This is a genomic window from Mariniflexile sp. TRM1-10 (assembly GCF_003425985.1).
Classification (GTDB): domain Bacteria; phylum Bacteroidota; class Bacteroidia; order Flavobacteriales; family Flavobacteriaceae; genus Mariniflexile.
Genome location: NZ_CP022985.1, coordinates 2,708,216 through 2,734,356 on the forward strand (window position 1 = coordinate 2,708,216; position 26,141 = coordinate 2,734,356).

At 33.3% G+C, this 26,141-nt stretch carries 34 protein-coding genes; 12 read left to right on the forward strand and 22 right to left on the reverse strand.

From position 1 onward, the window contains the following. Window positions 1–160: 160 nt before the first annotated feature. Window positions 161–919: a peroxide stress protein YaaA gene (gene yaaA / locus CJ739_RS11470; protein ID WP_117175407.1), complete on the forward strand. Its 759-nt coding sequence runs from the start codon at window positions 161–163 to the stop codon at window positions 917–919. Between the two features lie 3 nt (window positions 920–922). Continuing rightward, window positions 923–1,651, forward strand: a complete 729-nt coding sequence (locus tag CJ739_RS11475) for a hypothetical protein (RefSeq protein WP_117175409.1) — start codon at window positions 923–925, stop codon at window positions 1,649–1,651. Window positions 1,652–1,654: 3 nt separating this feature from the next. On the opposite strand, the gene CJ739_RS11480 is transcribed toward CJ739_RS11475, so the two are convergent. After that, complete coding sequence (locus CJ739_RS11480; protein WP_117178930.1) at window positions 1,655–1,789, reverse strand: 30S ribosomal protein THX; 135 nt, start codon at window positions 1,787–1,789, stop codon at window positions 1,655–1,657. A gap of 144 nt (window positions 1,790–1,933) precedes the next feature. On the opposite strand from CJ739_RS11480, the gene CJ739_RS11485 reads away from it, so the two are divergent. Next, entirely contained in the window at window positions 1,934–2,614 is a 681-nt protein-coding gene (locus tag CJ739_RS11485) for a uracil-DNA glycosylase family protein (protein WP_117175411.1), read from the forward strand. A 156-nt stretch (window positions 2,615–2,770) separates the two neighbouring features. Here the strand turns inward: CJ739_RS11485 and CJ739_RS11490 are convergent, their stop codons facing one another. The 12 genes from CJ739_RS11490 to CJ739_RS11545 all read right to left on the reverse strand — a co-directional run bounded on the left by CJ739_RS11490 (window position 2,771) and on the right by CJ739_RS11545 (window position 11,689). Then, window positions 2,771–3,532 (reverse strand): phospholipase D-like domain-containing protein, encoded by a 762-nt coding sequence (locus CJ739_RS11490; RefSeq protein WP_117175413.1) that lies wholly within the window; start codon window positions 3,530–3,532, stop codon window positions 2,771–2,773. Between the two features lie 602 nt (window positions 3,533–4,134). Then, a complete protein-coding gene (locus CJ739_RS11495; protein WP_117175415.1) occupies window positions 4,135–4,872 on the reverse strand; it encodes a zeta toxin family protein in 738 nt (245 codons plus the stop codon). Between the two features lie 18 nt (window positions 4,873–4,890). Continuing rightward, the gene (locus CJ739_RS11500) at window positions 4,891–5,190 is read right to left on the reverse strand and encodes a hypothetical protein (RefSeq protein WP_117175417.1); all 300 of its coding nucleotides are present in this window, start codon (window positions 5,188–5,190) and stop codon (window positions 4,891–4,893) included. A gap of 615 nt (window positions 5,191–5,805) precedes the next feature. Then, a complete protein-coding gene (locus CJ739_RS11505; RefSeq protein ID WP_117175419.1) occupies window positions 5,806–6,252 on the reverse strand; it encodes a hypothetical protein in 447 nt (148 codons plus the stop codon). A gap of 4 nt (window positions 6,253–6,256) precedes the next feature. Continuing rightward, window positions 6,257–6,478, reverse strand: a complete 222-nt coding sequence (locus CJ739_RS11510; RefSeq protein WP_117175421.1) for a hypothetical protein — start codon at window positions 6,476–6,478, stop codon at window positions 6,257–6,259. 214 nt (window positions 6,479–6,692) lie between these two features. Beyond that, window positions 6,693–7,289, reverse strand: coding sequence for a hypothetical protein (locus CJ739_RS11515; RefSeq protein ID WP_117175423.1), 597 nt, complete (start codon window positions 7,287–7,289; stop codon window positions 6,693–6,695). Between the two features lie 107 nt (window positions 7,290–7,396). Then, window positions 7,397–7,528 (reverse strand): hypothetical protein, encoded by a 132-nt coding sequence (locus CJ739_RS11520; RefSeq protein WP_257791461.1) that lies wholly within the window; start codon window positions 7,526–7,528, stop codon window positions 7,397–7,399. Between the two features lie 12 nt (window positions 7,529–7,540). Beyond that, window positions 7,541–8,017, reverse strand: a complete 477-nt coding sequence (locus CJ739_RS11525) for a DUF192 domain-containing protein (RefSeq protein WP_117175425.1) — start codon at window positions 8,015–8,017, stop codon at window positions 7,541–7,543. A 1-nt stretch (window position 8,018) separates the two neighbouring features. Beyond that, on the reverse strand, window positions 8,019–8,948 hold the full coding sequence (lgt, locus tag CJ739_RS11530; protein ID WP_117175426.1) for a prolipoprotein diacylglyceryl transferase: 930 nt from the start codon (window positions 8,946–8,948) through the stop codon (window positions 8,019–8,021). A 51-nt stretch (window positions 8,949–8,999) separates the two neighbouring features. After that, a complete protein-coding gene (locus CJ739_RS11535; protein ID WP_117175428.1) occupies window positions 9,000–10,127 on the reverse strand; it encodes a peptidylprolyl isomerase in 1,128 nt (375 codons plus the stop codon). Window position 10,128: 1 nt separating this feature from the next. Further along, window positions 10,129–10,677 carry a gliding motility-associated peptidyl-prolyl isomerase GldI gene (gene gldI / locus CJ739_RS11540; RefSeq protein WP_117175430.1) on the reverse strand — a complete coding sequence of 183 codons (549 nt, stop codon included), beginning with the start codon at window positions 10,675–10,677 and terminating at the stop codon, window positions 10,129–10,131. Continuing rightward, window positions 10,670–11,689, reverse strand: a complete 1,020-nt coding sequence (locus CJ739_RS11545; RefSeq protein ID WP_117175432.1) for a DHH family phosphoesterase — start codon at window positions 11,687–11,689, stop codon at window positions 10,670–10,672. The genes gldI and CJ739_RS11545 overlap by 8 nt, the downstream gene beginning before the upstream one ends. Before the next feature lie 174 nt (window positions 11,690–11,863). Here CJ739_RS11545 and CJ739_RS11550 point away from each other — a divergent pair, with 174 nt between their 5' ends. Then, the gene (locus CJ739_RS11550; protein ID WP_117175434.1) at window positions 11,864–12,283 is read left to right on the forward strand and encodes a nucleoside-diphosphate kinase; all 420 of its coding nucleotides are present in this window, start codon (window positions 11,864–11,866) and stop codon (window positions 12,281–12,283) included. A 107-nt stretch (window positions 12,284–12,390) separates the two neighbouring features. On the opposite strand, the gene CJ739_RS11555 is transcribed toward CJ739_RS11550, so the two are convergent. From CJ739_RS11555 to recF, 5 genes are all read right to left on the reverse strand, one after another. Next, on the reverse strand, window positions 12,391–12,582 hold the full coding sequence (locus CJ739_RS11555; RefSeq protein WP_117175436.1) for a cold-shock protein: 192 nt from the start codon (window positions 12,580–12,582) through the stop codon (window positions 12,391–12,393). A gap of 359 nt (window positions 12,583–12,941) precedes the next feature. After that, on the reverse strand, window positions 12,942–13,133 hold the full coding sequence (locus CJ739_RS11560) for a cold-shock protein (protein WP_117175438.1): 192 nt from the start codon (window positions 13,131–13,133) through the stop codon (window positions 12,942–12,944). A gap of 156 nt (window positions 13,134–13,289) precedes the next feature. After that, window positions 13,290–13,481, reverse strand: coding sequence for a cold-shock protein (locus CJ739_RS11565; RefSeq protein ID WP_034044451.1), 192 nt, complete (start codon window positions 13,479–13,481; stop codon window positions 13,290–13,292). Window positions 13,482–13,578: 97 nt separating this feature from the next. Beyond that, a complete protein-coding gene (locus CJ739_RS11570) occupies window positions 13,579–13,875 on the reverse strand; it encodes a DciA family protein (protein WP_117175440.1) in 297 nt (98 codons plus the stop codon). A 38-nt stretch (window positions 13,876–13,913) separates the two neighbouring features. After that, the gene (gene recF, locus CJ739_RS11575) at window positions 13,914–14,993 is read right to left on the reverse strand and encodes a DNA replication/repair protein RecF (protein WP_117175442.1); all 1,080 of its coding nucleotides are present in this window, start codon (window positions 14,991–14,993) and stop codon (window positions 13,914–13,916) included. Between the two features lie 140 nt (window positions 14,994–15,133). On the opposite strand from recF, the gene CJ739_RS11580 reads away from it, so the two are divergent. The 8 genes from CJ739_RS11580 (at window position 15,134) to CJ739_RS11620 (ending at window position 22,148) form a co-directional block, all read left to right on the forward strand. Further along, on the forward strand, window positions 15,134–15,904 hold the full coding sequence (locus CJ739_RS11580; RefSeq protein ID WP_117175444.1) for a tetratricopeptide repeat protein: 771 nt from the start codon (window positions 15,134–15,136) through the stop codon (window positions 15,902–15,904). A 1-nt stretch (window position 15,905) separates the two neighbouring features. Further along, window positions 15,906–16,391 (forward strand): 6,7-dimethyl-8-ribityllumazine synthase, encoded by a 486-nt coding sequence (gene ribH, locus CJ739_RS11585; protein ID WP_117175446.1) that lies wholly within the window; start codon window positions 15,906–15,908, stop codon window positions 16,389–16,391. Between the two features lie 305 nt (window positions 16,392–16,696). Next, a complete protein-coding gene (locus CJ739_RS11595; protein ID WP_117175450.1) occupies window positions 16,697–16,924 on the forward strand; it encodes a hypothetical protein in 228 nt (75 codons plus the stop codon). A gap of 17 nt (window positions 16,925–16,941) precedes the next feature. Further along, on the forward strand, window positions 16,942–17,229 hold the full coding sequence (locus CJ739_RS11600; protein ID WP_117178932.1) for a riboflavin synthase subunit beta: 288 nt from the start codon (window positions 16,942–16,944) through the stop codon (window positions 17,227–17,229). Between the two features lie 4 nt (window positions 17,230–17,233). Further along, window positions 17,234–19,084, forward strand: coding sequence for a DNA mismatch repair endonuclease MutL (mutL, locus tag CJ739_RS11605; RefSeq protein WP_117175452.1), 1,851 nt, complete (start codon window positions 17,234–17,236; stop codon window positions 19,082–19,084). 114 nt (window positions 19,085–19,198) lie between these two features. Next, window positions 19,199–19,948, forward strand: a complete 750-nt coding sequence (locus CJ739_RS11610) for a rhomboid family intramembrane serine protease (RefSeq protein WP_117175454.1) — start codon at window positions 19,199–19,201, stop codon at window positions 19,946–19,948. Next, window positions 19,948–20,808: a rhomboid family protein gene (locus CJ739_RS11615; protein ID WP_117175457.1), complete on the forward strand. Its 861-nt coding sequence runs from the start codon at window positions 19,948–19,950 to the stop codon at window positions 20,806–20,808. Before CJ739_RS11610 ends, CJ739_RS11615 begins: the two co-directional genes overlap by 1 nt. A 314-nt stretch (window positions 20,809–21,122) precedes the next feature. Further along, window positions 21,123–22,148, forward strand: coding sequence for an endonuclease/exonuclease/phosphatase family protein (locus CJ739_RS11620; RefSeq protein ID WP_117175459.1), 1,026 nt, complete (start codon window positions 21,123–21,125; stop codon window positions 22,146–22,148). Between the two features lie 466 nt (window positions 22,149–22,614). Here the strand turns inward: CJ739_RS11620 and CJ739_RS11625 are convergent, their stop codons facing one another. From CJ739_RS11625 to dapB, 4 genes are all read right to left on the reverse strand, one after another. Continuing rightward, window positions 22,615–22,923, reverse strand: a complete 309-nt coding sequence (locus CJ739_RS11625; RefSeq protein WP_117175460.1) for a DUF6122 family protein — start codon at window positions 22,921–22,923, stop codon at window positions 22,615–22,617. After that, window positions 22,923–23,546, reverse strand: coding sequence for a WbqC family protein (locus CJ739_RS11630; protein ID WP_117175462.1), 624 nt, complete (start codon window positions 23,544–23,546; stop codon window positions 22,923–22,925). Before CJ739_RS11630 ends, CJ739_RS11625 begins: the two co-directional genes overlap by 1 nt. Before the next feature lie 228 nt (window positions 23,547–23,774). After that, window positions 23,775–25,355: a signal peptidase I gene (gene lepB / locus CJ739_RS11635; RefSeq protein WP_117175464.1), complete on the reverse strand. Its 1,581-nt coding sequence runs from the start codon at window positions 25,353–25,355 to the stop codon at window positions 23,775–23,777. Between the two features lie 65 nt (window positions 25,356–25,420). Next, window positions 25,421–26,125, reverse strand: coding sequence for a 4-hydroxy-tetrahydrodipicolinate reductase (dapB, locus tag CJ739_RS11640; protein ID WP_117175466.1), 705 nt, complete (start codon window positions 26,123–26,125; stop codon window positions 25,421–25,423). Window positions 26,126–26,141 lie beyond the last annotated feature (16 nt).

Below are 26,141 nucleotides of genomic sequence, written 5' to 3' on the forward strand. Positions count from 1 at the left end.
CTCGATACAAAAAGGGAATGATTATATAGGATGTTCCGTGACCATTGAAAAAACAATAGATACAAGTACATGAAACATCCGTGGAAAAATTTTACCTCCCAAGGGAATGATTAAACAGGATGTTCCATGTGACCATTGAAAAAATAATAGATATAAGCACATGAAACTAGTATTGTCACCAGCAAAGTCACTCGATTTTGAAACTAAGTTACCCACAACACAATATACCGAGCCGCAGTTTTTAGACCAATCGGAACGTATAAATAAATTGCTTAAAAAGAAATCGGCCAAAAGTTTATCGAAACTTATGGGTATTTCCGATACTTTGGGACAGTTAAATTATCAGCGTAACCAAGAGTGGCAATTACCTTTTACACCAGACAATGCAAGACCTGCCATGTATGCCTTTAGTGGCGAGGTTTACAGAGGATTGGACGCCTATACCATTTCAAAAGAAAAAATAGAAACGGTACAGGATACAGTGCGTATTATTTCAGGTTTATACGGTTTGCTTAGGCCTTTGGACTTAATTCAACCTTACCGATTGGAAATGGGAACCAAATTCCCTGTTGGAAAAAACAAAAACCTATATGCCTTTTGGCAGAAAACCATTGCTAAAGCTTTAAATGAAGAATTGGAAGACGGTGAGTTATTCTTAAACTTAGCCAGCAACGAATACTTTAAAGCCATCGATGCTAAAGCGTTAAAAGTACCCGTAATTACTGCAAATTTTAAAGATTTTAAAAATGGCGAATATAAAATGATTATGACGTTTGCTAAACAAGCCCGAGGCTTCATGGCGAGATACGTTATAGATACCAATGCAAAAACAGTTGATGCTATTAAGGCTTTTAATTATGAAGGGTATAATTTCAGTGAACCTATGTCAACCGACACAGAATTGGTTTTTATAAGATAAGTTATGCCATACTATTTAATTCTATTACTTCAAGGTTACTGTATTTATCACGCGTATAAACACAGAAGCCCATACTACTGGTATTTTTTAATCATGTTTATCCCCGTTATAGGCTGTATTATTTACTTAATAACCCAAGTTTATAATAAACGTGATGCAGAAAAAATTCAAGAGGAGATCGTATCGGTTATCAATCCAACAAAAAAAATTAAGGATTTGGAAAAACGCCTTCAATTTACAGAGACTTATCAAAACAGGGTTAATTTAGCCGATGCTTTATGGGATCTTAAGGATTATAAAAATGCAATACCACATTATTTAGAGGCCTTAGAAGACAGTTCCCAGAATGATTTTTATGTTACTAATAAATTAATAGAAGCATATTATGGTATTGAAGATTATAGTAGCGTCATTCTATATGCAGAAAAAATTCAAAATCAATTTGAGTTTAAAAAATCGAGAGCGCAATTTTTATATGGATTGGCTTTAGAAAAGTTAGATAATTTTGAAGAGGCAGAGTCAAATTTAAGGCAAATTGATGTTCGTTATTCCTTTTATAATGAACGTTTAACACTCGCAAAATTTTTAATAAGCAGAGATAAAACGCCCGATGCTAAAGAGATACTAGAAGAAATAAGGATTGAATCCCAAAACATGACGCGTCCCAATAAACGCATTTACCGAGCCACTATAGAAGAGGTTGAAAAACTCTTGGGAGAACTTAATCAATAGTCATTATCTTGCAATGGCTTTTTTATCAATGCTGATTTTGGTTTCAACGGATGGTTTCTTTTTTATTCTAGGGCGTCTAACGCCAAAAGTGCCTCTGTTTATTTTACCCCGTTTTGTTTTTTTATCTCCTTTTCCCATAATTCTATGTATTTTTAATCTAAATAATTCCCCGAAGGCTCTGCCTCGGGGCATCCAATTCACCGTTCCTTTGGAGCGGTCAGAACTGCCCGAAAAGACAGTTCTAGGTAAAATACAAAATTTCATAATAAAATCAAAGTAAAGCTGTTTAAACATAAGCATCCATATCAACCATTTATACAAACAGATACTACCAAATTAATTGTAGGTACACTGCCGCCTCCACGTTTTTCAATGGGTGAACTTTTAGAAAAGGATGTCGATTTTTGTTATGGAAGTTATTATAATTCACTATGGTTGTATATTGATAAAATTTACAATCTCAATTTAAAATATAACAATTCCCAAGAAGCAATAGATGAACGCAAAGCATTTCTAATGGCCCATAAAATTGGTGTTTGTGATATTGTTGAAAGTTGCGAACGCGATAAAATTGATGCATCCGATTTGGGGATGAAAAACATAAAACTAAGAAATTTAATAGGGTATTTAAAAACATTTCCAAACATTGATACGCTTTTATTTACGGGTGGAAACAGTAAAAATGGCCCTGAATATTTCTTTAGAAAGCATCTTAAAGACTTTGGTTTAAAGTTAGAAGTTGTTTCGTCTGAAGTGCCTCGAATTCATCAATTTGAATTACCAAATGGCTTGAATGCAGTTGGAGCTTCCACAAGAACCATTAAAACGGTATCACTGACTTCGGGTTCTGGTGCTGCCAATATTTCAATAAGTAAGCTGCCATCATACAAACAGTTAAAGGCTGAAAACCCGAAATTTACCACTTTCGATTTCAGGGTGATGCAGTATAAAGAATTTTTATAGGTATGTTTTACTGTGTTATAATGACCTTGAATTTAGATTGTAAACAACTTCCATAAAAAATGAACGCCCTTAAAAGGACGTATTTATATCTTATTTTTATGAAATTACGGGCTTGTGAAACAGTTGCCGGTGTCTAGTTATTGGCAGTAGCATTTTTTAATTAATAGGTTCTTTATATAATTCCTTTCCCCAATACTGAATATCTCTTTCAGGTAAATTTGAATGATTCAACAGTTGGTAAAGCTCTTCTTTAATTTCTTTTATTGCATTTGGGTCGGTTGTTCTTATTCTTGTTTCATAGTTGTGTTTTGTTCCGCTTGCTGTAAAGTTTAATGAACCTAAATAAGCAATTTGGTCATCTATCAAATAAATTTTTGCGTGAATAAAAGTGTCGCTCAAATCTGTCGTATCTGGTGACATATATACTTTGAAAGGAAAAAGTTGTGAATACCAATATGAGTAAATTCTTTTGTTCTTGATTTTGTTTTTATAAAACTTTATGATAATAAATATTATAACAATAGGAATTAGTCCGAAAGCAACTTTTATGTCTCTGAATAAATATGATATTCCAATTAATATTGCTAAAAGTCCAAAGGTTATGTATGTTAGAATTTTTGAAACATCTTTCCATTTTTCTCGCTTTTCAAATGCTTTTTTGTCCGTTTCCCTATTTTGTATGATGAGTTGATGAATATTTCTTTCGTAGTTTCCATAAAAATCTTCAATGTTGTCTGTAGTAATCAATACAACATCTAAATTTTGTTTTCTTAAGCTTATTAACTCGGAGATTAAAAATGGAGAAAGATATGGAGAAACAATTTTTATTGACTTTTTTGCATTCCGAATATCATTTAGGAGCTTTTTTCCTGCACCTTTTCCGATATAAATATCACAATTTGCTCCGTTGTAAAACATTCAATCTTTTATTTTTTTCTTTGTAAGTTTCAATTGCTGCCGGTTTCTTATATCGATGCCAACGTTCTTGTATATGAGTTGTGGCGTATCTAGTCACGAACCTTTCCAAATAAAAACTGGCTTTGGGAAATCCGCAGGATTTTCCGAGTAGGTGAGAACCAAGTAATTATTTTTACACGTTATGCCTGTTGCACAACTCTTCAAATATAATTTAAAATTTTAATACTTGCATGAAACTTCTTATTTTTAAGCATGCAAGGCAAAAATAATACCAAGAGAAGCTGTTCAGTCAATTTCAGTTAAGTATTTGTCTGAATACAATTTGAAGATCACTATTTACGTCCACAAGATAAGGTTGTTCCGCTCAAAAAAGTATTCTACGAAACGAAGAACCACACCAAAAAGAAAGAATGTCGGGCATCAAAGAAAGCCTGTGTCGATCCCCCGATACGAACCCTGTGCTTAGTGTTTTGCAGCGTTATAATTACCTTGAATTTAATTGTAAATACTTCCATAAAAACAAACGCCCTTAAAAAGGCGCATTTATATCTTGTTTTATAAAATTATGGGCTTGTGCAACAGCTACCGGTGTGTGCAGTTTTTTAATGAATACCTAAACAATATTTATCTACCCATTTTGGAATTCTTTCACTCCGATATGTTACTGTTTTAGCTTTGTGAATATCAAGAATTAATCTTGATTTACTCTCGCTATTATCAAAAATAAATGTTCTATAGGTCGATTTTATAGCTTCTTGCAACATCTCTAAACTTCTGTAATATCTTTCCTCTATTTTTTTTGGAGGAACTGGATGACCTCCGTTCATAACTCTTTCTATTACTCGTGATTTATTAATTTCGACACTTTCAGTTGATATAAAATACAAGTAATTCTTATAATTATTTTCTCTGGAGAATTTAAGAGTTTCTATTTTGGATGGATGAGACATTACCGTTTCAAAAGATAGTTTTTGTCCTGATTTAATTAATTCTTGTCGTAAAAAGTCAGTTAAAATTGATGCTTCATAAGAATGAGTTTGCGAATTTGGATTTAGAATCAAACCATTTTTGAAAGTTAAGTCAATCTTATATCCATCATTTTCTGCTTTTTTAAAAAGGGAATGGGAAGAAATAAAGTCATTAAATTTGTTTCCAATATTTACTGAAAGATTATAATCCAAAATATCAATTGAATTTTTTTTCTTTAGTTTTTTTTCAATTTCATCTGCGTTCAAATAAATGCCTAAATCTAAATCGTACTCGGCCTTAATTTCATTGAAGACTGTGCTTTTTCCAGAACCATTTGGTCCAGCAAACATTCTTAATCTTTTATTTTGCATTTATTTCATTCTAAATTTTTAAAGAGAAGTAGTTTTTCCAACAACAACCTGTCTTTCTTCTAATTTAGAAATAACTTGGTTAGGTTTACCAGGTCTTTTACGGATAAGTTTTCCGTTTTGAACAATAATTATTTCGTGAGCAACTTTTTTTGCTCTTTCAAATCCTTTTTTTGTGCCTTCTGCTGCAATCCATCCCAATAAGGATAAGTCACTTCTATCCTCAATAACTCTAAATTCAGCTACTGCTTTTTCAGATTCAGATTTATCCTTTCCTGATAAATACTTTTTATTGATATTTTCTAGTCTAACTTTTCCCATTGCTTATTTAATTACATAATATAAATTAAATGTACAAATAATGTACCAAACTTCCAAATTTCACGCAACTGCCTGCATATGGTTTATTGTGTGGTCAGGCACCTAATTAACCAAATAAAAACTGGATAGAAAATCCGCAAGGATTTTCGTAAGTAGCTTGCACTAACAATTAATTTTATACGGTGTGCCCGTTACACAACTCTTCAAACATAATTTAAAATTCTAATATTTGCATGAAACTTCTTATTTTTAAGCATGCAAGGCAAAAAACGATACTAAAAGAAGCTGTTCAGTCAGTTTCAGTTAAGTATTTGTCTGAACACAATTTGAAGATCGTTATGTGTGTTCACAAGGTAGGTTGTTTTGTTTAAAAAGTATTCCCACGAAACCAAGAACCACAGCAAAAAGAAAGAATATCGGGCATCAAAGAAAGTCTGTGTCGATTGCCCGATACGAACCCAGTGCTTAGTGTTTTACTGCGTTATAATGACCTTGAATTAAGATTATAAATAGCTTCCATAAAAAACAAACGCCCTTAAAAGGGCGCATTTATATCTTGTTCTTATAAAATTATGGGCTTGTGCAACGGTTAGTTGTTGTGTGTAGTCTTTTTTATTAGCTACAAAATGGAATTGTTCCTTTAATTAATTCAATGTTATAGGAACGATTTTCTCCAGTTTTAAATAAATATTTGTTAGTTGATTTTTTATTAAAAAATTCATCCTTAAATTTCACGCCACCAGATTTATCAGTAAAGCTGACATAAACATACCAATTTCCATTAGTCAATTTTTCTGCAATAATTTTGTCGAATACCACATATTCAATACAAAAGTCATATTCTTTTTCGAGATATTGCTTTGTCAATCCACAGACATCTTCTTCGCTAAATTGATTTCTTAAACTTTCTTTTAATTGTAAGTCGAATAATAAGTTGTTCAATCTTGAAACCTCTGTTTTTAATTCTTTATTTTCTTTTTTTAGAGCTTCGTATTTTTCTTCTGAGATTCCACATCCCAATAAAAAATGTCCAATAACGAAAGTAAGTATGAGTTTTTTCATTACACTATTTTATATAATTTATTCCAGTTGAGCATTGAATACAAAAGTTGCCATTATCGGCATATTCAATTTTAGTTACTTCGTGTTTAGAAATGGTATCTAAATTATCGATATAACTGATGGCAAATTTTACATCGCCTTCCGTCATTTTATTATCAATAATATCAAAAACTTGTTCTCTGTTATCCTTTTTCACATGTTCTTTTAAAATTTCTTTGATGTTCATAATTTTAATTTTTACGATAACTCAAATTGCACATAACGTTTTTTGGCTTGGCGATGTAGCGGATTTTTAGCACCAAAGCTCAATAGAATTCCTAATGTTGAACCTTATGCAAATTTTTCATAGAAACACTTCTGCCTCCATATTGCCAAACCGATGTTACCTGCCGTTTTGTTTTGCCACGTTTGTTATTTACAAATTTCAGAAATTGTTTCAATTAAGTATTTAATGAATTCATCTGTAAAAATTGGCAAGTTATTGTCTTGTCTAGCCGTATTGATGGTGGAAGTTCAATGTGAATTGGTGTCCACCTGTCATCAATAATAGTCGCTGTCTTGGCGGCTTTAAAATATATATTATTGAAGTCGCCACAAACTTTATAGTCTTTTAATGTTTTGTTGTCTTGAAATTTATTTTTTAAAGTTGTCGCAAACAGTTTTGAGATTTCATTCCGTTCAATTTTTCCTGATGAAACCTCAATGCAAAAATTGTCTATTTTTCTTGCACCGTGTCCGTGAATTTCAATTAAATACTTGGGTTTCCATTTTGCAATTTGAGATGAATAGTCTGTGCTTAAATTCTTGTTTGGGTCAACCCGATAATTGCAAGCAATGACCGAAGAAGATTTTATTTGTTCCGCAACTCGTCGTGCAATAAATCCTGTGTTTTCATCTCCGTCGGTATGCTCTGGACAAGGCATAGTTTTCACGCCACCTAATGTATGGTGTGGTGCTCCAATAACAACTTCGTTGTTGTCTCTTTGTTCAATTAATAGAATAGAAGCAGTTTTGTCAAGTAATATTTGGTCGGTCATTTAGTTGTTGAATGGTCGGTCATAAAATAACAGGTAACAATAATATAACCACAATAAACAGCTATACCATTGTAGTCATATCGTTTATGTCTGCAATATATTACTTTTTATAAGGTATCCAATGGGCTTATAATGGTCTTATTGTTAATTTCAAAGGGTTTGGTATAAATTTCTGTTGTTTTTGGCGAACTATGTCCCAACATATTCTGTAAATACCGAATATTTCTGTTGTTTTCAATGTAATGTGTAGCTTATTGCCTAAAACTAATACTGTCACCAACAGCAAGCGACCAAGCGTCTGATAAACCCGCATTAATTTCTAATACATATTTTGCAGGAACATGTGATGGCAACGAGCTTTCATCGAAAGGTTGGGCATTTTTTTGAAAGCTTACAATTTTTTTAGTGTCGCTTATGTAAATAATATCCAAAGGTATTTTGGTGTTTTTCATGTAAAAATAACGTTCGGTTGCATCATCAAAGACAAACAACATGCCTTGGTTTTTTTCCATGGCATCACGGTACATTAATCCCGTTTGGATATCAAAATCGGTATCGGCTATTTCAATATCTAAATGTATTTTAGTAGAATCAGCCGACTTAAAAATAGTAAGATCACCTTCTTTTTTAAATGAAATGTCTGTTTGCGTGACTGTTTTTTTGTCTTCTTTACAGGCAAAAACACTTAAAAGGATGATTGAAATGAATGTAACGTGTTTAAAAAACATCTTATTTAACGGCGGTTTTGGGTTTGTAAACAAACATAAAATACAGACCAATACCTATAAACGGAATGCTTAACCATTGCCCGGTATTTAATCCAAACCAATCTATATATTCATCACCTTGTGGTTCTTTTACAAACTCTACAAAGAAACGTACCGTCCATAATAAAATTAAAAACAAGCCAAAAAGGAATCCGGTTTGGTCTCTTTTTGTTGTTTTAGAGTAGAAATACCATAAAATTAAAAATACAAAAATATAACAAAACGATTCGTATAATTGCGCAGGGTGACGGTATGGAACTGCATTTAATAGCTCAACAAACTGAGGGTTATCGGTAACGGCATTATATGCTTTCTGGACATCGTTGATCCCCGTTAATTGCACGATTTGGTTTTTATAGTATTCATCTTGAATAAACCGAACACCAAAAGAAGAATCGGTAACTTTTCCAATAATTTCAGAATTTATAAAGTTGCCAATACGGATAAAAATAGCACCCGAAGCTACCGAAATAACGACACGGTCTAAAATCCAAAGTAACGATTTGTAGTTGTATTTTTTACGGTATAAATACATGCCAATAATAATACCGATAGCAGCACCGTGGCTTGCAAGTCCTTGGAAACCTGTGAATTCAAAACCACCTTTAAATTTAAAAGGTAGAAAGATGCTGAAAAAATCTTGAGAAATTAACTCCGATTGATAAAATAATACATGCCCTAAACGTGCACCAATCATAGTCGCTAAAACGGTGTATATAAATAAAGGGTCTAGATATTCTAAGGATACTTTTTCTTTTGTAAAAATACGCTTCATAATGTACCAGCCCAAAACAAAGGCAACCACCCACATAAGGCTGTAAAAGTGTAATTTAAAATTTCCAATAATGTCGATACCTGTTATGGGATTCCAGTCAAATTTTAATAGGTACATAGATTTATAATTTTCAGCGTTTTATTAATATGCTTTATGCTTTTTTCGAAATTACTTTTGAAGTTCTAAAATTTCAACTTCAAAAATTAAATTGGTTTTTGGAGGAATCGCTCTGTTTCCTGTTTCACCGTATGCCAGATGATACGGAATGAATAGAGTTGCTTTGTCGCCTACCTGCAATTGTTGTAAGCCTTCCTTAAATCCAGCAATCATTTGTGCATTAGGACTTAAATTGGCCACGATGGGCTGGTATTGATTGGCCGCTTTTCGGTGCTCATTAACAATGCCAAACGTTTCAGCTATTTCTAGTTTGTTAGTGTCAAGTATTTTGCCGTCTTCAAGAAATAAGGTGTAGTTCGTTAAAACCTTGCTAGTCTCTTTTAAATTGGCACCAGTGCCTTTTTCGGTAATGGTATATTTTAAACCGGAAGCTAGGGTGGTAGCCTGTTCCCTTTGTTTTTTAAATTTATCTTTAGTAGCGTTTAAAAGCGCTTCGGCTTTGGCTGCTTTTTCTTTTTCCAGTTTTTCAGCTTCAGCAAAATGATTAATAAAAACTTTAGGAGCATCAAACGTTTTGGCTGCTTTTCCTTTTCTTATAATGTTTAGTTCTTTAATAACAACAGCTTCAAGAGGTTTGTCGTTTGAATCTGTTTTTACATTTGAAATACTATCTTGTACATCCAAACCTAAAACCAATTCGCCAAAAACGGCATGTTTGTTATCTAAAAACGGCGTAGGTTTTTCCGTTATAAAAAACTGACTGCCATTGGTTTTTGGACCTGAATTCGCCATAGATAACATACCAGGTTTATCATGTTTTAAATCGGGGTGAAACTCATCTAAAAATTTATATCCAGGACTTCCGGCACCCGTACCTGTTGGGTCGCCACCTTGAATCATAAAACTATCAATAACACGGTGGAAAATGGTGCCGTTAAAAAACTTTTTTCCTTTATAAGCGCTATCAACCATTGTGTTGGTGCCTTCTGCAAGCGATACAAAATTAGCAACGGTAATAGGTGTTTTCTCGAAAGCTAATTTAGCGACCATAGTGCCTTTCGTAGTAACGAACTCTGCATACATACCATCTTCTAGGTCTGGGTATTGTGCTTTGCAAGACGTAATAGTTATTAATAAAGTAATAAATAAAATTTTAAAAGAAATTTTTAATGGGGTCATGCTAATTTGTTTGATTTTGGGTAATAGAATTGATGGTGACTTCGCAAATTATAGGCTTGTTGCTTCCTATTTTATGTTCGTCGCCATAATAGCCATACGCTTTTTGGGATGGAAATAAAAAGGTTGCCGTTTCGCCTGTTTTTAAAAGTTTTAAGCCTTCACGAAGTCCTGTAAATAGCTCTTCTCTATCCATAGCGTAGTTTTGGGTTTTAAGTTCTTCTTTGGAATATATCACACTGCCATTTAGTGCTTTTACATTGTAATCGTAGTTAACAATATCTCCAAATTTTGGGGTTTCTAAAGAATCAATCTCAACTTTTGTATTGTAGTAATACCAAAAACCACTTTCTGAAGCGATATAATTATTTTCTTTGTCTTTCTTTATTATTTTTTCAATTAGAGATTGCTCGTGGGCATATAGTTTTTTATTTCGTTCAACCGAAGCATTAATAAAAGAACCAGAACTCACAGAAACCGGGCGTCTGGCTTCTGGTTGTTTACAGCTAACAAAAGCTAGTAAAATAACGATTATTAAATACGGTTTATTCATTGTTTAGGGCTTTATTATAACTAGGCAATATACTAATAAATTTTTCAACGGTATCTTTTAAAGATAAATTGCTTTTTCCGCCAGCGGCATTTATGTGACCACCACCATCAAAATGTGTTCTAGACATGTCATTTACAGAAAAGCTGCCTTTAGAACGCAATGAAATTTTTACAATACCTTCTTGTTTGTCTTCTATAAAGATAGCAGCCAAAACTATATTTTCTAATGACAAACCATAATTTACAATACCTTCTGTATCCCCTTTTTTGAAATCGTATCGGTTTAGTTCTTCTTGGGAAAGGGTTATGTAAGCCGTTTTGGATTCTGGAATGACTTTTAAATTGGTCAGTGCACACCCCAATAATTGTAAACTTTTGTAGCTATTGGTATCGTAAACGTTATTATGGATTTCGGAGTTGTTGGCGCCTTTGTCAATTAAATCAGCTATAACCCGATGGGTTTTACTGCTAGTGGAAGAAAATCTAAACGAGCCCGTATCGGTCATAATCCCTACATACAAACACGTTGCAATATTAATGTCGATAACATTCAAATCGCCTAACATATCAATAAAATGATAGACCATTTCGCAAGTAGAACTCATGCTAACATCACTAAATATATAGGTTGCATAATCATCTGGTGCTTGGTGATGGTCAATCATTATTTTAATGGCTTTACTTGCCTCTAAAACCGTTTCCATACTCCCAGTCCTATGAAGCGCATTGAAATCTAGAGTAAATATAATATCAGCATCATTAATGATATCATCACATTTTTTTGTTTGCGAATCGTGTTTTAAAATGTTTTGCTCACCTGGAATCCACTTTAAAAAGTTTGGGTAGTCATTAGGTGTTATAACTTGTACTTGATGATTGCTTTTTAAAAGATAATGGTAGAGTCCCAATATGGAACCAATGGCATCACCATCGGGGTTTTTATGAGGTACAATTACTATTTTTTTTGAGGTTGATAATAACTGTTTTGTATTCGAAATATCTTGCTTATTCATAGGTGACGAAGATACAATTTTTTTAAAATTGACAGACTTGTTTTTATTGATAAATACCTTACTTTTGCAGCAAAATCATATGAGATTAGTTGGTCTGTTTTCTGAAAAATTGTTTTTTGTAACTCAAGACCTATTTATCAAATTATTTTAACTGAACAAAATTAAAACAAAACAATGGCAACAAATAGAACATTTACAATGCTAAAGCCAGATGCTGTAGAGAAAGGGCATATTGGAGCAATATTAGAAAAAATTTCAGCTTCAGGATTTAGAATTGTTGCAATGAAATTAACACAAATGACGACTAAAGATGCGCAAACTTTTTATGCTATACATAATGAGCGTCCGTTTTTTGGTGAGTTGGTTGAATATATGACACGCGGCCCAATAGTAGCTGCAATTTTAGAAAAAGACAATGCAGTTGAAGATTTTAGAACCTTAATTGGTGCTACAAATCCTGCTGATGCTGCCGAAGGTACCATTAGAAAATTGTTTGCAGATTCTATAAGTGAAAATGCAGTACACGGAAGTGATAGTGATGAAAATGCTGCTATTGAAAGTGCTTTTCATTTTTCTGGAAGAGAGATGTTTTAAAACTTTTTGAGTGAACTCGTTTAAACAGTCTCTCAGTTTATAAATAGAAAATCCCGCAACATGGTTACGGGATTTTTTGTGTCTTAAAAAAAATTAAATAGTATTTATTAAATTACTTTTACATTTACCGCGTTTAATCCTTTTTTACCTTCTTTTAATTCAAATTCAACTTCGTCGCCCTCGCGAACTTCGTCAATTAAACCTGAAATGTGAACAAAATGCTCTTTTTTCGAACCGTCTTCAACTATAAAACCAAATCCTTTGGCATCGTTGAAGAATTTAACTGTTCCTTTACTCATACTTTAAATTATTAAATTAATAATATAAATGTAATGTAAAAAATTATTAAAAAAAAAATGTTTTTTCAGAAAGCTTATAAAGAACTCATTTTGACTTTTTTCAATTGGCTGCAAAATGATCTTTTTGTCTCATATTTCACCTATTTTTTTACTCAGTAGCGATGCTATGAAGTGCTAAAAAGCTAACATCTGAAGGACGGAGCGTATAAAAATAACCCGATGGGTTATTTTAGCGAACGGGTCAGCTTGCGTAAAGGATGTTTTTCGCTTCAATCAAAAAAGCCAAGATGAGTTCAAAAACAAAAAAGTCTATCAAAATGATTGATAGACTTTTAATTGTAACTGTTAAAGTATATGTATTAGATTACTTTTACGTTTACGGCGTTTAAACCTTTTTTGCCTTCTTGTAGATCGAATTCTACGGCATCACCTTCACGAATTTCATCGATAAGTCCTGAAATGTGTACGAAATGTTCTTTGTTGTTGTCATCTTCAGTGATGAATCCAAAACCTTTAGAATCATTGAAGAATTTTACGTTGCCTTTACTCATGTTGTAAATATTAATTATTAATTACTTCAAAAGTACTGCTAAATATCATCATATACCCTATATTTTTCAATTAATTTATTTTTGAAGTGAAATCAAACAAAAAAGTCTATCAAATTGATTGATAGACTTTTAATTGTAATTGTTAAAGTATATGTATTAGATTACTTTTACGTTTACGGCGTTTAATCCCTTTCTACCTTCTTGTAGATCGAATTCTACGGCATCACCTTCACGAATTTCATCGATAAGTCCTGAAATGTGTACGAAATGTTCTTTGTTGTTGTCATCTTCAGTGATAAATCCAAAACCTTTAGAATCATTGAAGAATTTTACGGTACCTTTACTCATTATGTTTATTTATAAAAATTAAAGGAACAAAGGTAGTATAATTTTTTGTAAGCTGATGCTTTTTATTGGTTTTTTTATTTTATACGCAATCATCTAATTATCTTAAAATCAATTTTTTAATAATTTCCTTTCCCAATTCTTCATTGAGCATCTTAATAATTTTTTCTTTGCCATAACTTAATTCTTCTCTTAAAACACTCGAACTAAGTTGTATGTAAAGGGTGTCGCGTTCTAAATTTACAGATGTGGTGTAGTTGTTAACGCCATTGCCCATAAGGTTTGCCCAAGCATCGGCTACATTTACTTTATTTAGGCCTTTTTCCAATTTATTGGTTTCAACAAATTCTTTAAGGGCATCGGATATACTTATATGTTCGTTGTTGCGTTTTGCCATTGTTGGATGATGGTTACTGGTTGATGGTCTTTTCTATTTTATAATTTGAAAATCTCATAGCTTTGGTGTACTTGCTTCACGGCATTCTCCGTTCGTTCGGCATGTGTATCACTTATAAAAAGTTGTCCAAAATTTTCATTATCCACTAATTTAATGATTTGGGCCACACGATTTTCATCTAATTTATCAAAAATATCGTCAAGCAATAAAATGGGGTTTATATTACTGTGTGTTTTTATAAAATCGAACTGTGCCAATTTTAAAGCTATTAAAAACGATTTTTGCTGTCCTTGACTTCCGAACTTTTTAATAGGATGGCTTTCGATATTAAAATGTAAATCGTCTTTGTGGATGCCAACACCTGTATATTGTAAGGCTTTGTCTTTGTTAATGTTTTTTTGCAGAAGCGTATTTAGGTTGTCTTCAAACAAATCGCTGTGGTAATTTAATTCAACCGCTTCGTTGCCATTGCTTATAGCTTCGTAACGCGCTTTAAAAATGGGGATGAATGTTTTTAAAAAAGCGTCACGTTTTTCAAAAATCACGGTACCAAAATCGTTTAATTGGTTGTTGTAAACGTCTAAAGTGTCTTTGTTAAAGGTGTGGTTTAATGCGAAATACTTTAGTAGTGCGTTGCGTTGTGCCAGTATTTTATTGTAACTTATTAGATTGCTTAAGTAGTTTTTATCACTTTGTGAAATGACGCTATCAATGAACTTCCGACGGGTTTCGCTACCTTCAATAATTAAATCCCTATCGGCTGGCGAAATAATAACTAAGGGCAAGAAACCTATATGTTCACTAAACTTTTCATAGGGTTTGCCATTGCGTTTAATCACTTTGGTTTGTCCGCGTTTTAAGCTAATAACCACTTTTTCAATTTTTTGGTCTTTTTCGTAATCACCATGAATCACAAAAAAGTCTTCATCATGCTTTATATTTTGAGTCGCAACCGGGTTAAAATAACTTTTCCCAAAGGATAAATGATAAATAGCATCTAAAACATTTGTTTTTCCCATACCATTATTGCCAACAATACAATTAATCTTATCATTGAAAATGAATGATTTACTATCGAAATTCTTGTAATTTAGTAATGAAAGTGATTTTAAAATCATAAAAAAGTTAACTTAAATGGTACACAGAAGGCGCGACTCTTTAAAAGGAAGTGCAAATTATTGAAAAATATCAAATAAATACCCTTTTAGTTATGAAGAAAAATTATATTTTTGCGGCGCATTAATTTTAGACTAGATAGATGGCAACTTATAATAAAAGAGGATACAAACCTAAAACAAAAGAAGAAAAGGTAGAGGAATTAGAACAACATTCTACGACTGCCGAAGTTTTTAATACACTTGATGAGTCGGCATCAAAAACTGAAGCTTTTGTAGAAAAGAATCAAAAATATATTTTTATTATTATAGGTATCGCTGCTGCAGTAGTGTTAGGATATTTAGGTTATAACGAATTTATTGCAAAACCGAAGCAAGCAACAGCAATGAACGATATGTTTCAAGCACAGAAATATTTTAACGACGCTGTAAATGGTACTGCAAAAGATTCACTTTACACTTTAGCGTTAAAAGGTGGTGAAGGAAAATTTGGGATGCTGGATATTATTGAGGAACACAGTGGTACACCATCTGCCAACTTAGCTAATTATTATGCGGGAACTGCTTATTTGCATTTAAAGGATTATAAAAAAGCCATAGAACATTTAAGTAATTTTAAAAGTGATGATGAAATATTAGCGCCTTTAGCTAAAGGAAATATTGGTGATGCGTTCGCACAGTTAAACCAATCAGAAGATGCTTTGGATTATTATGAGCAAGCTGCAGAATTACGTAATAATGAATACACAACACCTATGTATTTATATAAAGCAGGTATTACTGCTTTAGAGTTAGGTAAAGCTGATAAGGCACTTACTTATTTCAACAGAATAAAAGAAGAGTATCCAAGCTCATCTGAAGCTGGAACAATCGATGTGTTTATTGGCAAAGCTCAAGTATTGGCAAATAAATAATATGGCTACGGCAAACAAAAATTTATCCGATTACGATAAGACAACAATCCCAAATGCGAGCAAGTTTCGGTTTGGGATTGTTGTTTCAGAATGGAACGATACAATTACCGAAGGTTTGTTCCAAGGTGCTTATGATGCGCTTATTGAAAATGGTGCGTTGCCAAGTAATATTATCCGTTGGGACGTTCCTGGAAGCTTCGAACTTATTTATGGCAGTAAAAAAATGCAGCAACAAATGGTTAATGCTGTTATTGCCATTGGTTGCGTTATTCAAGGTGAAACCAAACATTTCGATTTTGTTTGCGAAGGCGTAACACAAGGTATTAAAGACCTTAACGTATTACACGAAACACCTGTAATTTTCTGTGTACTTACCGATAATACCATGCAACAATCTATCGATCGTTCAGGAGGGAAACACGGTAACAAAGGTACGGAAGCCGCCATTGCCGCTATTAAAATGGCTGAGTTACGGAAAAATAGTTAAACGAGTTTCAGAGTTTCAAAGTTTCAAAGTTTCAGAGCTTCAAAGTTTCAGAGATTGAGAGTTTCAAAGGTTGGGAGTTTCTGAGTTACAGAGTTTAAAAGTTTATGAGATTTGACTTTGTAACTTTGCGTCTTTGCCACTTTACAACTTTGCACCTCTGTAACTATATAACCTAATAACCATATAGCCTCATAACCTTTCCACTTTATAACTTCCCAACCAACTGTTAACATTTTTTAGCAATTCTATTCTTAGTTTCTGCCTATTTTTAAGTATTTTTGAGGGATAAGAACGTATTCACTTTGTTGAAACAGCGCAAACATAAAGCCTTTAGTTACCAATCTCCTTTTTCGAAAGGAAAGGAATTAGATAACGACTTAGAAGATTCTAAGAAGATGGATTTTGTTTCTAAATGGAAACGTAATAGCGAAAGAAGCCGAAAAGCAAAAGGCGCTATGCCAATGCGAACACTCATCATAGTTTTGGTATTATTATTGATTTGCATGTATTTGTTAGAGAAGAAATATATGTAACCAAAAACTTAGAGATTATGGGAATTTTAAAACTGAGAAAAAATAAAAAATTTAGTTATACACCACGTTATTTTGATGATAAAGGTGAAGGGAATCCATTTGAAATTAAACATAAATTTGATGAACATAGAAAAACCGTTGGCGGTAATGTAGGCTTTAAAGCAAAATTGAACAACGCTTTAGATGATTTAAAGAATAATCCAGATAAACAAGTCGATAAACGTATTTTAATTATTGTTGCTGTACTGGTTTTTATATTTTTAGCGATCATCGAATTCGATTTATCCATCTTCTTTTCCAAATAAGTACATGGCAGACATTATACAGCTATTACCAGATCATGTAGCAAATCAAATAGCAGCTGGAGAAGTTGTACAACGTCCTGCTTCGGTAGTTAAAGAATTATTAGAAAATGCTATTGATGCCAATGCGACAGTTATTAAGCTTATTATAAAAGACGCTGGAAAAACCCTAGTTCAAGTTATTGATAACGGTAAGGGCATGAGTACTACCGATGCCCGATTGAGTTTCGAGCGTCATGCTACTTCCAAGATTCGTACTGCCGACGATTTATTTCGTTTACACACAAAAGGGTTTCGTGGAGAAGCCTTGGCAAGTATTGCGGCTATTGCACATGTAGAATTAAAAACCAAACAAGAACAAGACGAGGTTGGAAATAGCATTGTTATAGAAGGCAGTAGCGTTGTGTCCCAAGAAGTTGTAGTGACACCAAAGGGCACCTCAATTTCCGTAAAGAATCTTTTTTTTAATATTCCGGCGCGACGTAATTTTTTAAAGTCGAATGCTGTAGAACTGCGTCATGTTATTGATGAGTTTCATCGTGTTGCTTTGGCGCATCCTAATATTAGCTTTGCTTTATATAACAACGGAAGCGAAACGTTTAATTTGCCAATTAGTAATTACAGACAGCGTATTGTCAATATCTTCGGAAATAAAACGAATGAAAAATTAGTCCCTGTTGAAGAAGAAACCGAGGTTCTGAAAATCTCGGGTTTTGTTGGAAAACCAGAGTATGCAAAGAAAACCAGGGGCGAGCAGTATTTTTTTGTAAATGATAGATTTATAAAAAGTCCCTATTTAAACCACGCCATCTCATCGGCGTTCGAAGGGTTGTTAAAAAGTGGTAACCATCCTAGTTATTTTTTAAACTTAACGGTTAATCCGCAAACTATTGATATCAATATACATCCTACAAAAACAGAGATTAAGTTTGATGATGAGCATACGCTTTATGCCTTATTGCGTTCGGCGGTAAAACACAGTTTGGGACAGTTTAATATTGCACCGGTGCTTGATTTTGAACGTGATGCCAGCTTAGATACACCATATCATTACAACAATAAAGAGACAAGCACGCCTATAATTGAAGTAGATAGGAGTTTTAATCCATTCAAGGAAAGCTATGCATCTGGAAAGCAAACAACAGCTTTTAAAAAGCAAGCTCCAAGCCATTGGGAAAGTTTGTATGTAGGATTAGAGTCTAAAGGCACCAAAACCGATCATGATTTTAGCGAAGTACATTTTGAAAGCGAAGAAACGACCATGTCGGCGTTTAGTGACGAGAATAAAATTGAGCAAACAAAAACCACCTACCAACTTCATAATAAGTACATCGTAAGCACCATAAAATCGGGTATGTTGGTTATCGACCAGCACCGGGCGCACCAACGCATTCTATATGAAGATTTTCTTAATAATTTAACTATTAAGGAAGGGGTGAGTCAACAATTATTATTTCCTTTGGAGTTGCATTTTTCTTCACAGGAGATTCAAATTATCAGCCAATTAAAAGAAGACTTAGAACATACAGGTTTTGTGTTTTCAAACGTTACTAATGAAACGATTGAAATCACAGGTGTTCCCGTATCGGTTCCAGAAAGTGAAGTGTCCATTATTTTGGAACAATTAATTGGTGATGTTGAAAATGAAGTACCCGATACTCATTTTAGCGCGACTGATTTATTGGCAAAATCGATGGCGAAAAGTTTAGCGATTAAAAGAGGACAATCGTTACAAAAAGATGAGCAAGAGCATTTGGTAAATAAACTATTTGCATGTAAAGAACCCAATGTGTCACCTACTAACCGAACAACATTTATAACGATGAGTGTTGACGAGTTAGATAAAAAATTTATATAAAACAAAGAAGCAGGTAATTATTATCACCTTGAGCCTTTCGACTACGCTCAAGATAAACTAAAATCGAAAGGTTTTTTAAAATTACTTTTTTACTTTATAAGAAAGATTAAAACTATGATGCGAATTTCTGAAACCGTTAAGCATTTAATAATTATTAACGTGATTATGTTTGTCGGTACGTTAACCATTGGTGGTGGCGTGTTGTTTTATGATTGGTTTGCGTTGCATTTTCCAAAAAACGAATCGTTTCAATATTGGCAAATAATTACGCACATGTTTATGCACGGTGGGGGGATGCATTTATTCTTTAACATGTTTGCTTTGTGGATGTTCGGTTCTCCCGTAGAACATGTTTTAGGTTCCAAACGCTTTTTGTTTATTTATTTTTCTGCCGGCTTAGGGGCTGTTGCGTTGCAATTGGGGTATTATTATTTTCAATACATACCCAGCTATAATTCTTTAATAGTTTCGGGGTTGAATTCAGATCAAATCCATTATATGCTTACTACCAGTAAAGTTTTAGAAGGGGTAACGCAAACTCAATTTTTAGAATTACAAGGTATATTCCAAGTGTTTAATGCGTCTATGGTAGGAGCATCGGGATGTTTAATGGGTATTATGGCAGCTTTTGGGATGATGAACCCGAATGCAGAATTGATGCTTATATTTTTGCCCATTCCTATAAAGGCTAAATATTTTATACCTGGTATTATTATTTTAGATTTAATATCGGGCATTACGGGACAATCATTTTTCAGTCCGAGTAATACAGCATACATGGCACACGTTGGGGGAGCACTCACTGGGTTTCTCATTATGTGGTATTGGAAAAAAAATCAGTTTAACAAAAACCGTTGGTATTAATGAGTTTGACTAACGACATAAAATATAAATTATCTCGTCTTAATGTTTTAGAAAAAATTATAGCTGTTAATCTAGTTATATACATTCTAACATTTTTTTTTAAACTGAATTGGTTTGAATTACCCAGTAGTTTAGGTGATTTTATAGTAAAGCCTTGGGCACTTATTACTTATGCTTTTGTGCATTATGACTTTTGGCATATTCTTTTTAATATGCTTTGGCTGTATGTTATTGGGCGTATGTTCTTAAATTTATTTAGCGCTAAAATGGCTTTAAATATTTACTTTCTTGGGGCCATGTTTGGGGGATTGTTATTTATGTTATGCTACACCTTGTTTCCAAGTGTGTTTGGTACTAATTCTAATTTAGTTGGGGCATCGGCAGCGGTAAGGGCATTGTTAATTTTTCTGTGTGCTTATATGCCCAATCAAGAGATACGTTTTTTTGCCTTCAATATTAAACTTTGGTATATTGGTTTAGCTATTGTAATTTTAGATGTCTTAGGCGTTTTTACAGGAATAAGCAATCTCGAAACAGGTAATGCTGGAGGGAATTTAGCGCATTTAGGTGGCGCGTTATTGGGTTATTTTTACGCAAAGCAATTATTAAAAGGCGATGATATAGGTAAAGGATTTGAACGTTTTATGGATTTTGTTGTCAATATGTTTAAAACGTCAAAAAAGGGACCATTAAAAACGGTATATAAAGATAAAAGTAAAGTTGGCGGATATACTAAAGCTGATTTTAATGAGTTTAATACTCAAAAGAAAATAGATGTTATTTTAGATAAAATAAGCAAAAGCGGTTACGATAGTTTAACGGCAGAAGAAAAGGAGTTTTTATTTAGGTCAGGGAAGTAGCAGTTAAAAAAAAGAAACAGATGATTGATGCCATCAATTAAGAGTTTCTGATTCTATAGCTAATGTACCAAAAGACTCTATGGATCAACCTAATCTAGAATAAAGAAAATTCATTGGATTTCCTATTTGTCATCTAGCGGAAGTTGTAATGTGTTTACATAAAAACAAGTAGAAGAAATTATATGTCTATATAACGATTTGAAAATTATTATAATGAATAGGATGGTGCTATTTAGGAACAATTTAAAATAAGATTTTTATGTGGTCCATAGTTGTCGGTCAACCGTCATCAGTCAGCCGTCATTAATAAGAACATGAAAAAACTTAAAGGTATAAATAAAATCATCTACGTTATCAATGTATTGGTAGCAGCTGTTCTATTACTAGCTTATGCCTTACCTTTTTTACCTCCAAAAGCGTTTTCTGTATTGTCTGTACTTAGTTTAGGAGTGCCTTTCTTGATTTTATGTAATGTACTGTTTTTTTTATATTGGTTGCTTAGAGTTAGAAAGCAGCTTATTATATCGTTAGTGGTGCTTTTAGTAGGACAAATAGTGTTTGGGTCGTTGTATAGATTCTCATCTTCAAAAAAGGTAGAAAATCCCAATAACATCAAAGTTATGAATTATAACGTGCGATTATTTAATTTGTATAAATGGATTCCCGAAAAAGATATTGACACCAAAATAGTCGATTTTATAAAAACTGAAGCTCCCGATGTCTTATGTATTCAAGATTATCGACCAAGTTCACAAGTTGATTTGACCTTTTTTAAACATAAATTTGAAAAAATTTCAGGAAAAAAAATCCATACCGGGCAAATTATTTTATCTAAGTTTCCAATAGTAAATTCAGGCTCTTTAGAATTTCCAAATACGAATAATAATGCCATTTTTGTTGACATTGTTAAAGGAAAAGATACCATTCGGGTTTACAATATTCATCTGCAATCCTTAAAAATTGATACTGATGTAGAAAAACTGAAACAAGAAAGTACATCGCGCATTTTTAAGCAAGTTGAGAACACCTTTAAAAGACAACAGTTCCAATCGGAAATATTTTTAGAACATAAAAAACAATGCCATTATAAGATGATTATTTGTGGTGATTTTAATAATACGGCCTATTCGTATGTATATAGAAAAATTAAAGGTGATTTAAACGATACCTTTAAAGAAGCAGGCAATGGGTTCGGACGCACTTACGAGTTTAAATTCTTTCCAGTACGGATTGATTATATTTTTTCAGATGAAGCCTTTACGGTAAATGGGTTTAAGGCGTATAATGAACATTATTCCGATCATTATCCTATTATGGCTACTTTGAGTTTAGAGGAGTAGTTTTTAGTCGCAGTCGCAGTTACAGTCGCAGTCACAGTCGCAGTTTTGTTCAGAAATCAAAAATCGTTATTCGTTAATCTTTAATTCCAAGACTTTGATTCTTTGCAGCTTTGCAACTCTGTAGCTTTGAAACTTTGCACCTTTGAGACTTCAAAATAAAACATATCGCTTTTCAGATGAAGCCTTTACGGTAAATGGGTTTAAGGCGTACAATGAACATTATTCCGATCATTATCCTATTATGGCCACTTTGAGTTTGGAGGAGTAGTTTTAGTCGCAGTTGCAGTCGCAGTTGCAGTCACAGTCTCAATTTTATTCAGAAATCAAAAATCGTTACTCGTTAATCTTTAATTCCAAGACTTTGATTCTTTGCAGCTTTGCAACTCTGTAGCTTTGAAACTTTGCATCTTTGAAACTTTGTAGCTTTGAAACTTTGTAGCTTTGAGACTTTGCAACTTCAAAAAAATCACATCAACTCACAATCTACCAGATCAGCAAAAATATGTATGACCAAACCTAAACCAATCAGTCTTGTTTTCTTCGGAATAAAAAGCAATAGATAGACACCAATGGCATAGTAGGAGTGTAGTGGGTGGAAGTTTATACTGCATCTGTTGGGGTCGAAAATTGGGTTTGCTAGCAGGTGGTCTAAATCTATGAACATGCCTAAAATCATGATTAAATAGGCGAATTTCCAATTCGATTTATAGAAAAACAAAGCCACCACTAACGGTATTAGAAAATGACAACCGTAATGTGCTACTGTTTGTAACATTATTGAGGGATTATAGTTTGGGATTCTAAATAATTTAGAGCGTTCGGACCTTCGTTAAATAACAAATCCAAAATACTTAAGTTTGGAATGAAACCATGTTTGTCGCTAAAGACTTGGGTGTAACGATCAAATGCCTGTGGTTGTTCTTTTTTTGCGTTTACCAAGAACCTAAAATCACTTGTGTTTTCGATGGTTTTTTGATAAGCTTCCGATTTTGAAGTATGCAAATCCAATTGTAAGCAATCACAAATCACCTCAAAGCATTTCAAATTATAATCTAAAATATAATCAGCTTTTAAGTTGAATAAGGGCTGTAATTCATCTTCATAAAACTCAAAAAAAGGCGAGGTTCTATAGGCCGAAAGTAAAGATTTCCAATGTAAATCTTGCCATTTGGTTTCATTGAAAATTTTAACATCCCGATACTTCTGCCTGTTTTTTTGGGTATGAATAACAGGAATGTTTAAAGCAAGTTTGCCGTTTGCGCCATAAATATAAGCACGGTTTCGGTAGGTTTGTTTTAAAAAATTATCATCAACTTCAAACATAACATCTTTAGCATTTGCTATGGCTACAAAATGGGCGATGTTAGGGAAATATGTTGGGTGTATGATGATGTTCATTTGTTGATGCGCTAATTCCTGCGAAGGCAGGAATCTTTTTCATATAGAAATATTTATTGACTTTTAAAGAAAAACACGAGCTATCGCTTCATTTCTATTGATGATTGTTTAAACAAATTCGTGGTTAAAGGTGATTTCATTGGACATGAATGATTATAAAATAGATTTCTGTATTATAAGGAATTCTATTATGTTTTTTAATCATCAAATCAACAAAAAACGAATCAACTATTCTTTTTTCTTTCTCGCTCTCCATTTGTTAAAACCAATCCATCCAAATAATAAAATAAGGAAAGGAATAAGATAAGAGGTTGCTTTACCTGTGCCGTTAACGGTCGTAAAGAAACGTTCCCAGCGTGGCTTTTTACCATCCCAACTCATCCAAATAAATACGGGTTTCCCAACCACATGGTCAAAAGGCACAAAGCCCCAAGAGCGGGCATCAATAGAATTGTGTCGGTTATCACCCATCATCCAATAATAATTTTGTTTGAAGGTATAAGTAGTTGCTACTTCACCATTAATTAAAATTTGGTTGCCTTTTACTTGCAACGAATTGCCTTCGTACTCTGTGATAACACGTTTGTAAAGAGGTAATACTTTTAGGTTTATATCTATTGTTTTTCCAGCTTCAGGAATGTATAGTGGACCAAAAAAGTCTAAGTTCCATTTATAGTCGGGATCGTGTGGAAAAATTTTAGGATCTCTAACGCCTTTTTCTGCAATTTGACGTGTAATATTAGCAACACTAGGATGGTTTTTAAATTGATCAGCAGCAAAATCTGTTGCAGCAGGAACAATAATATCACCATTATTATCACGGTAGATGCCGTCTGTAATATCATATCTTGTTTTAAGATAACTCAATATGTTATTATCAAACCCTTGACCAGGTTTTACATCAACCTTATAACTAAACTGTAAATGGGCTCTATCTGGCAGCTCATTCTTCTTTCCGTTAATATAAACAAAACCGTTGCGAATTTCTAAGGAATCGCCTGCAACACCAACACAGCGTTTTACTAAATTGGTTTTTTTGTCTATGGGTTTATAATAGTTTCTGTCTGGATGAAAATCATTCATATCCAACAAGGTATCCGCCGGTTGGTTAAAAACTACAATATCATTTCGTTCTATATCTTCAAAACCTGGAATTCTAAGGTATGGTAATTGTAATTTGTTTTTCCAAGAATTGCTCCCTTTGTGGTCATCAAACAAATACGATTTCGTATTTAATAGAGGAATGGTATCATGTACCATAGGGGCGGCCACCGTTGTCATGGGCACTCTGGCACCGTAATGAAACTTGCTTACAAAAAGAAAGTCGCCAACTAATAACGATTTTTCTAAAGATGAAGAAGGAATGGTAAACGGTTGAATAAAATAGGTGTGCACTATGGTTGCAGCAACTATGGCAAATAAAATAGAGCTTACCCAATCGCCTGCACCAGATTTAGGATGCAAGCTTCTGTCTTCTACGTATTTAACATCGGAAACATAATTTAAATAATAATTGTAAAAACCTAAAGTGATTACTGCTAAAAACGTGTCTAAATTGCTGTTTTTTCCAAAACTTCTAGCGGTTTCTACCCAAACTACGGCAAGCATAATAAGGTTTACTATAGGTAAAAATAAAAGAATGACCCACCACCACGGACGATTAATAATTTTCATTAAAACAACCGCATTATATACAGGCACGAAAGCTTCCCATGGGTGTCTTCCTGCTTTAATGTATAATTTCCAAGTTCCTAAACCATGTATTACTTGAATAATTAAAATGAAAATAAACCATTGCATCAATGTCATAATCGTAGTTTTTTATTTTTTTTAGTAGCTAAACTTACTTATGTTGTTACGTGTTTTTGAATCTATTAACCAATATTTAACACATCGTTCATAGTGAAAACACCTGTTTTTCCTGCAAGCCATTCGGCAGCAATGACAGCACCTAAGGCAAACCCTTGTCTGGTATGTGCCACGTGCTCTATAGTAATGGTATCTACGTCACTTTCGTAATTTACTGTATGCGTCCCCGGAACATCTTCAATACGTTTGGCAATAATAGGAATGGTTCTGTCAGCAGTTTCGTCTAATTTCCAAGCATCAAAATTGGCATTGTTAGCAATAATATCATTAGCCAAAGAAATAGCTGTTCCGCTAGGTGCATCCAATTTTTGTGTGTGATGAATTTCTTCCATAGACACATTATACTGTTTTAGAGTACTCATCATTTTAGCCAGTGTTTTATTGAGCTCGAAAAAGATGTTAACCCCTAAGCTGTAATTTGAAGCATAAATAAAAGCGCCTTTCTTTTCTTTACATAAAGCGACCGCATTATCATAATTATCCAACCAACCGGTAGTTCCGGAAATTACAGGAACACCGTTATTTAAACAATTGGAAATGTTATTAAAAGCCACGGTTGGAATACTGAAATCTATAGCAACATCGGCTTTTGTTATATCGTAACCTTCATCATCTTTATCAACGGTTAAAACAATGGTATGTCCGCGTTTAATGGCAATTTGCTCAATGGTTTTTCCCATTTTCCCATATCCAAGTAAAGCTATTTTCATTTATTTATAGTTTTAA